8 protein-coding genes are annotated in these 6146 nt (G+C 69.6%); 5 read left to right on the top strand and 3 right to left on the bottom strand.

What is annotated here, in order from left to right:
- The 3 genes from VGE49_RS07035 to VGE49_RS07025 form a co-directional block, all read left to right on the top strand.
- A partial coding sequence (locus VGE49_RS07035; RefSeq protein WP_331033850.1) for a S1 RNA-binding domain-containing protein occupies positions 1–285 on the top strand: 285 nt, incomplete at its 5' end.
- Positions 286–367: 82 nt separating this feature from the next.
- A complete protein-coding gene (locus tag VGE49_RS07030; RefSeq protein WP_331033849.1) occupies positions 368–910 on the top strand; it encodes a MarR family winged helix-turn-helix transcriptional regulator in 543 nt (180 codons plus the stop codon).
- A gap of 51 nt (positions 911–961) precedes the next feature.
- Positions 962–2089 carry a dipeptidase gene (locus VGE49_RS07025; RefSeq protein WP_331033848.1) on the top strand — a complete coding sequence of 376 codons (1128 nt, stop codon included), beginning with the start codon at positions 962–964 and terminating at the stop codon, positions 2087–2089.
- 19 nt (positions 2090–2108) lie between these two features.
- On the opposite strand, the gene VGE49_RS07020 is transcribed toward VGE49_RS07025, so the two are convergent.
- On the bottom strand, positions 2109–2555 hold the full coding sequence (locus VGE49_RS07020) for a hypothetical protein (protein WP_331033847.1): 447 nt from the start codon (positions 2553–2555) through the stop codon (positions 2109–2111).
- A 67-nt stretch (positions 2556–2622) separates the two neighbouring features.
- The gene (gene rph / locus VGE49_RS07015; RefSeq protein ID WP_331033846.1) at positions 2623–3339 is read right to left on the bottom strand and encodes a ribonuclease PH; all 717 of its coding nucleotides are present in this window, start codon (positions 3337–3339) and stop codon (positions 2623–2625) included.
- Between the two features lie 50 nt (positions 3340–3389).
- Between rph and hrcA the strand changes: the two genes are divergently transcribed.
- Positions 3390–4478, top strand: a complete 1089-nt coding sequence (hrcA, locus tag VGE49_RS07010) for a heat-inducible transcriptional repressor HrcA (protein WP_414643613.1) — start codon at positions 3390–3392, stop codon at positions 4476–4478.
- 41 nt (positions 4479–4519) lie between these two features.
- Positions 4520–5101 (top strand): nucleotide exchange factor GrpE, encoded by a 582-nt coding sequence (grpE, locus tag VGE49_RS07005; RefSeq protein WP_414643612.1) that lies wholly within the window; start codon positions 4520–4522, stop codon positions 5099–5101.
- A 123-nt stretch (positions 5102–5224) separates the two neighbouring features.
- Here the strand turns inward: grpE and VGE49_RS07000 are convergent.
- On the bottom strand, positions 5225–6146 hold a 922-nt coding region (locus VGE49_RS07000; RefSeq protein ID WP_331033844.1), incomplete at its 5' end, for a dienelactone hydrolase family protein.

Raw genomic sequence — 6146 nt, 5'->3', positions numbered from 1 at the left:
CTGGTCCACGTGTCCCAGATCGCTCTGGAACGCGTCGCCAACCCGGCCGACGTCCTGTCGGAAGGCCAAGAGGTCAAGGTCAAGTTCCTGGGCTTCGACGATCGCGGCAAGACCAAGCTGTCGATGAAGGTCGTCGACCAGGCCACGGGCGAAGACATCACCGACAAGATCAACGCCGAGCGCGCTGAACGCGGTGAAGCCCCGCTGTCGGAAGACACCGGCGGCCGTCCGAAGCGTGAAGGCGGTGATCGCGGCGGCGATCGCGGCCGTCGCCGTCGCGACTAAGCCCTAGGGTTTGAACTGAAGAAGGCCCCGCTGGAAACAGCGGGGCCTTTTGTCTTTGCGGTTCTGCCGGTAACGGTGGCGCATGACGCAGGATGAAGACGGGCGCGGCGGCGGCTTCGACGACTACAGCCGCGACAAGGGCGGGCAGGCCCTCGGCGCCCGGCTGCGGCGGCTGTCGGAGCGGATCGACAGCGACGGCGCCCGTATCTACGCCGCGCGCGGCGTGGCGTTCGAACAGCGCTGGTTCGGGGTCCTGAACCAGATGCTCCTCCTGGGCCCCACCACGGTCGGCGAGATCGCAGGGGCCTTGCGGATCACCCATGTCTCGGTCAGCCAGTCGTGCCGCTCGCTGGAAAAGGCCGGGATCATCCGCTCGACCCCAGACCCGGCGGACGCCCGGCGGCGCACCCTGACCCTGACCCCGGCGGGCGAGGCCCTGGTCGGGCAGATGACGCCTCTGTGGGAGGCGTTCAACGCGGTCGCCGCTGAACTCAACGAAGAGGCCGGCGATGTCGTGGCGGTGCTCGACCGGCTCGACGACGCCCTGGCGCGAAAGTCCATGTTCGACCGCATCAGCGAGCGCGTCGAAGGCCCCCGTCAAAGGTCGGTTGACGAAAATACGTAGTTGCCTACATATTCCTTTCGCGGGCGAACGGCGTGCGATGAGGGGAACAGGATGAGCTGGCATACGAACCGACGCGCCTTCCTGGCCGCCTCCGCCGTTGCGGCGTTGTCACCCGGCGTGGTGCGCGCCGCGCAGGTCGAGCCGGCGGCGGATGACGCGATCGCGCGTCTGTACCGCGGCGCCATGGTCATCGACGGCAATCTGATCGGTCCGTTCGACTCCGACGCGCCGCTGGATCACGCCATGGCGGGTGAGGTGCTGAGCTCGGGCCTGACCGCCTTCAAGATGACCATCGGCGGATCTACGGCCGCCTTCGATGCGGTGAACGCCGACATCAAGGCCATCGACAAGGCGATCGCGCTCAGCCCCAATGTCTATATGAAGATCACGACGGCCGCGGACCTGATGGTCGCCAAGAGAGCCCGGCGGATCGGAGTCATCTATTCGTTCGAGGACGCCGGCATGCTGGAGGGCAAGCCGGAAAACGTCGATCATTTCAGCGCCCTGGGCGTGCGGGTCATGCAGTTGGGCTATAATGGCGTCTCGCCCTTCGCCTCAGGCGTCATGGCGCCTCAACCTTCGGCCGGCCTGACCGACCTGGGACGCGAGGCGATCGCCCGCATGAACGCCGTCGGCGTGACGCTGGACATCAGTCACGCCGACGAACGCTCCAGCCTGGAGGCCGTGGCCGCCTCGACCCGCCCTGTGGCCATCACCCATGCCGGTTGCTACTCAGCCTACGCCCATCCTCGCAACAAGAGCGATGCGGTCCTGCGCGCCGTGGCGGAAAGCGGCGGCGTGGTCGGGATCTATGGGCTGAGCTACATCAGCGCCGGTCCCGAGCAGCAGTCGCTGGACGACTATATGGCCCATATGCTGCACGCCCTGTCGGTCTGCGGCGAGGATCATGTCGGCATCGGCAGCGACGCCATCCTGACGCCGTTCGACACCTCGCCCGAAAGCATGGCCCAGTGGGACGCCTCGATCGCCGCCCGCAAGGCCGCGGGCGTGTCTGCGCCGGGCGAGGGTCGCCCGCCCTTCGTCACGGGTCTAAATCGATCCAACCGCCCCGAGATCATCGCCCGCGCCCTGCTGGAGCGCGGCCAGCCTGTGCGGGTCGTTGAAAAGGTGCTCGGCGCCAACTTCCAGCGGGTGTTCGCAGAGACCTGGCGAGTCTGAGGCGCCGCCCGGCGTCTGCTCAGGCGGCGCATTCCTTCGGCTTGGCCTCGTCCGGGCCGTACATGGCGCAGGATCGGTCGATCTCGCCCTGGATCATCTCGCAGGGGTTGGCGCTGTGGCAGGGCGGGCGGGTGGCGGGGCTGACGGCGATGCAGCGCGCGACCAGGCGCTTGGAGCGGGCCTCGCCGATCTCGGCCAGGCAGGATCCGGGCTCGCCGACAGGCGTGAAGGCGGGCGTGACTGCAGGCGTCTCAGGTTCGGGCGCGGGGGCTTCAGGCTTGGGTTCGGGCTTGGGCTGCGCGACCGGGGCGGTCGGCGGCGTGTCCTTGATCGGCACGGCGTCGATCGGTTCCTGCGACAGCCTGGTGTCGACGCCCGCCGACGGAGTCTCGGCGGGCGCGGGCTGCGGCTGGCCGCAAGCGGCGAGCGACAGGGCCAGAAGAGCGGCGGCGAGGGCGGGGCGCATGAGGCAGTCTCCGTTCGCGGAAGACCGCACCATGCCTTGATCGGCCCTCGCGGCCTAGCCCTCGATATTAACGGCCCAGAGCAGCCCGTTGCAGGGCGAACAGTTCGGCGCAGCCGATGCCGGCCAGTTCGAACAGGCGGTCGAACTCGGGGCGCGAGAAGCCGCGCTTCTCGCCCGTGGCCTGGATTTCGACGATGCCGCCGGCGCCGGTCAGGACGAAGTTGGAATCGGCCTCGGCGGTGGAGTCTTCCTCATAGTCGAGGTCCAGCACCGGCAGGTCGTTGAAGATGCCGCAGGACACGGCGGCGACCTGATCGAGGACGGGGTTGGTCTTCAGCACGCCCTCGTCGGTCAGGTAGTTGAGGGCCGAAGACATGGCGACCCAGGCGCCGGTGATCGAGGCGGTGCGGGTGCCGCCGTCGGCCTGGATGACGTCGCAGTCGATCAGGACCTGACGCTCGCCCAGAGCCTTCAGGTCGACCACGGCGCGGAGGCTACGGCCGATCAGGCGCTGGATTTCCTGGGTGCGGCCCGACTGCTTGCCGGCGGCGGCTTCGCGACGACCGCGCGTGTGGGTGGCGCGGGGCAGCATGCCGTATTCGGCCGTGACCCAGCCCTGGCCGGTGTTGCGCATCCAGCCCGGCACCTTTTCCTCGATCGAGGCGGTGCACAGGACCTTGGTGTGGCCGAACGAGACCAGGCACGAGCCCTCGGCGTAGCGGTTGACGCCGGTCTCCAGCGTGACGGCGCGGAGTTGTTCGGGGGTGCGTTCAGACGGGCGCATGGGATTTCCTTGGAACCTGGATGGCGCGTGCTTATCCTGAAAGCGTGAGCCTGTATGCCCCCCATCCGTCGCCGTTCGGAAGCGCCCCCGCTGGCCTGGGGACGCTGGACGCGCGCGCGCGCGACATCTTCCGCCGCATCGTCGAGACCTATCTGGAGACGGGCGAGCCGGTCGGATCGCGCACCATCTCGCGCGGGGGGCTGGCCCTGTCGCCGGCCTCGATCCGCAACACCATGCAGGACCTGACGCTGGCGGGCCTGCTGGCCTCGCCGCACACCTCGGCGGGACGGGTGCCGACCCATGCGGGCTTGCGCCTGTTCGTCGACGGTCTGCTGGAGGTCGGCGACATCGGTCAGGACGAGCGGCGCGAGATCGACGCGCGGCTGGCCGGGAAGGGACGCAACTTTGAAGAGGCGCTGGACGCCGCCACCAATCTTTTGTCCGGTCTGGCCGGCGGGGCGGGCATCGTCGCCAGCCCGGTGCGCGACGCAGGCGTCAAGCATGTCGAGTTCGTGGCCCTGGGTCATGATCAGGCCCTGGCGGTTCTGGTCGGGGACGACGGCACGATCGAAAACCGCCTGATGCCCCTGTCGGCGGGGGTGACGCCCTCGACGCTGACGGAGGCTTCCAACTTCCTCAACGCCCGGCTGAAGGGCCGCCCCCTGGCCGAGGCGCGCACCGAGATGAGCGCCGAGCTGGAGGCCGCCCGACGCGAGCTGGACGCCGCCGCCGCCCGCCTGGTCGAGGACGGCCTGGCCGCCTGGTCCGGCGGGGGCGAGCGCGACCGGGCCCTGATCGTGCGCGGCCGCGCCAACCTGTTGCAGGACGCCCAGGCCGTCGAGGATCTGGAGCGGGTGCGCGTCCTGTTCGACGATCTGGAGCAGAAGGAGCAGCTGATCGGCCTGCTCGACGGGGTCGGGGCGGCGCAGGGCGTGCGCATCTTCATCGGCGCGGAAACGCGACTGTTTTCGCTTTCGGGTTCCGCCGTGATCGCGGCGCCCTATATGACGGGTCGGCAGCGGATGCTGGGCGCCATCGGCGTCATCGGCCCCGCAAGACTGAACTATGCCCGTGTTATCCCGTTGGTGGACTATACCGCCCGGGTGCTGGGCCGGATTCTGGACGGACAAGAGACGTGAACGACATCAACGACGAGACCCGCGACCAACTCGAACAGGACATGGGAGAGGCCGCCATCGATGCCGCACAGGAAGCCGCCGAGGACGGCGACATGGCCGTGGTCGACGCCCTGATCGCCGAGCGCGACCAGTGGAAGGACCGCGCCCTGCGCGCCGTGGCCGACGCCGAGAACACCAAGCGCCGCGCCGAGACCCAGGCCAACGACGCCCGCGCCTACGCCATCCAGCGCTTCGCCAAGGACCTGCTGGGCGTGGCCGACACCCTGGAGCGCGGCCTGCAGTCGGCCCCCAAGGACGCCGAAGGCCCCGCCGCCGCCATGGCTACGGGCCTTGAGCTGACCCAGAAGTCGCTGCTGTCGGCCTTCGAATCCAACGGCCTGACCCGCGTCGCGCCCCAGCCGGGCGAGGCCTTCGACCCGCACCTGCACCAGGCCGTGATGGAGCAGCCCTCGGACAGCGTGCCGGGCGGCACGGTGATCCAGACCCTGCAGCCGGGCTACGCCCTGTTCGGCCGCACCGTGCGCGCGGCGATGGTGGCGGTGGCCGCCAAGGGCTCGGGCCCGGCGGGCGGCGCCTATTCGGAAGCCAACACGACCGGCGGGAATTTCGACGCCAAGGCGTGAACCTCGGTGGCTTGAGAACGAGAAAGGCCCGGAGCAGACGCTCCGGGCCTTTTTCGTTGTGGGGCAGTTCTCTCCAAATTTCCGCTCATCCCCGCCTACGCGGGGATGAGCTGTTTTATGGGCTCAGTGCTTCAAACGAGGCTCGAAAAACGCCAGCAACCGCCGCCAGCCGTCCCTGGCGTCCGCCTCGCGGTAGCTGGCGCGGTAGTCGGCGTGGAAGCCGTGGGGGGCGTCGTCGTAGAGGATGATCTGGCTGTCGGTCTTGCCGGCGGCGGTCAGGGCCGCGCGCATGGCCCCGACGCTGGCGACCGGGATGCCCGTGTCCTGGGCGCCGTAGAGGCCGAGAACCGGGGCCTTGAGGTCGGCGGCCAGATCGACGGGCCAGGGGCGGCCCGCGCTTTTCTGTTCGTCGGTGGCGTTGGCCGCGGGGGCCAGGCGGCCGTACCAGGCGACCCCGGCGTCGAGGGCGGCGAAGCGGGCGCAGGCCTGCCACACCACCTTGCCGCCCCAGCAGAAGCCGGTGATCCCGACCTTGTCCGACCGGGCCCAGGTCTGAAGGCCGATCCATTCCAGGGTCGCGCCGACGTCGCCCATGACCTGTTCGTATCCGGCGGCCCCGACGATGGCCATGATGGCAGACATGTCGCTGAGCGGCGCCGGATCGGCCTTGCGCACGAAGAAGGCGGGGGCGACGGCGGCGTAGCCGGCCTTGGCCAGGCGGCGGCAGATGTCGCGAATGTACTCGTGCACGCCGAAGATTTCGGACACGACGATGACCACGGGGAAGGGGCCTTCGCCCTCGGGCCGGGCCACATAGGCGGGCAGTTCGAAGCCGTCAGGCGCGGGATAGGAGACGGTGTGGGAGATCAGGCCGGCGCTGTCGGTGGTGATCGGGCTGGCCGATTGGCTGAGGGCGGCGGGGGCGTAGGCGGCGAAGGCCACGCCGCCGAGGGCCGCGACCCCCAGGCTGCGGCGGCTGGGGGCGATCTGGTCGGCGCTCAGGCCCTCGGGCCGGGTGATCAGGGTCATCGCGGGTCTCCGGTGC

This window comes from Brevundimonas sp. (assembly GCF_036405315.1).
Classification (GTDB): domain Bacteria; phylum Pseudomonadota; class Alphaproteobacteria; order Caulobacterales; family Caulobacteraceae; genus Brevundimonas.
This window is presented reverse-complemented; position numbering and strand designations above follow the sequence as displayed.